The sequence below is a fragment of the Pseudomonas sp. P5_A2_2 genome, assembly GCF_054177685.1.
In genome coordinates, this window is sequence record NZ_JBGCUL010001112.1 from 1 (window position 1) to 1,380 (window position 1,380).

The window sequence follows — 1,380 nt, forward strand, 5'->3', positions numbered from 1 at the left end:
GCCAGATGCCGAGGGCCGGCATCGCCCATAACGTCAATGGCCGCAGGATTTGCAGGGCGTTGGCGATGATCCAGCCCAGCAGCACGATGAACGCCAGGGACAGGCTGAACATCTCGGTGTTCTCGAAAATCTCCTTGCTCAATTGCAGGTACAGCAAAGCAATCAAGGCCGTCGTGGCAATGACGACGTTGAGCCAACCGTTGAAGCGAATCGTCCGTTCCCGTGCCTGTTCCAGCAGACCGGTCAGCGCATGGCCCATCAGCAGCGCCAGCGGCAACAGGCACGGCATGATGTAGGTCGGCAGCTTGCCGCTGCTTATGCTGAAAATCGCCAATGGCAACAACAACCAGAGCAGGAGAAAACCGCTGACGGGCTGGCGCTTGTTGTTCCAGGCCTGGATGAACGTTGTCGGCAACAACACAGCCCAGGGCAGGGCGGAAACGACCAGCATCGGCAGGTAGAACCACCACGGGCGTGCGTGTTGCGCGTTGTCGGCGGCGAAGCGGCGTACGTGCTCGTTCCAGAAGAAGAAATTCCAGAAGTCCGGTTCCTTATGATGAATGGCCAATGCCCAGGGCAAGCAGACTGCCGCGGCGACCCCAACAGCCAGTGGCCCGTAACGCAACAGTTCGCCCATGCGACGCTGCCAGAGCATGTAGGGCAGGGCGATCACCGCCGGCAGCAGCCAGGCCAGAAAGCCCTTGGTCATGAAGCCCATGCCGCAGGCGATGCCCAGCACCGCCCAGAATCCCAGGCGGGCGCGAGTGCTGCGACTGTCGATGGCAAACCACAGGGAAACCAGGCTCAGGTTGACCCAGAGGGTGAACTGCGGATCGAGGTTGGCGTACCCGGCCTGACCGGCAATCAGCCCGAAGCTCATGTAGAGCAGCGCGCAGGCGAAGCTTTTGCGCGGATCGCCCCAGAACTGGCGGGCAATCATATAGGTCAGCCACACGCTCAACCCGGTACTCAGCGCTGAGGCGATGCGCACCCCGAACAGATTGTCACCAAACACCGCCTGGCCGATGGCAATCATCCAGTACCCGGCAATCGGCTTCTCGAAATAACGCAGGCCCATGAAATGCGGCGAGACCCAGTTCCCGCCCTGCAGCATTTCCTGGCTGATCTGGGCATAACGGGTTTCGTCGGGAATCCACAGGCCGTGACTCATCAGTGGCAGCAAGTAGAACGCGATGAACGCCAGTAACAACGCGAATGGCATCCAGCGCTCGCTGGTCGGCGTGGATGGGGCGTGCAGGCGGGAAGAATGGCCAGCAAGATCTGGCAGTGGCTGATTTGACGTCATGTCTCGACCTTGGCGCTCAGATGGCAGGTTGAAGAGTGATGTGCAACTAGTGAGAGAGAAAACCGGAATGATAT

General features: G+C 60.1%; 1 protein-coding gene. It reads right to left on the reverse strand.

All coding sequences use genetic code 11. The features are described from left to right. On the reverse strand, positions 1-1,306 hold a 1,306-nt coding region (arnT, locus tag ACXRVY_RS29260; protein ID WP_458238992.1), incomplete at its 3' end, for a lipid IV(A) 4-amino-4-deoxy-L-arabinosyltransferase. Positions 1,307-1,380 lie beyond the last annotated feature (74 nt).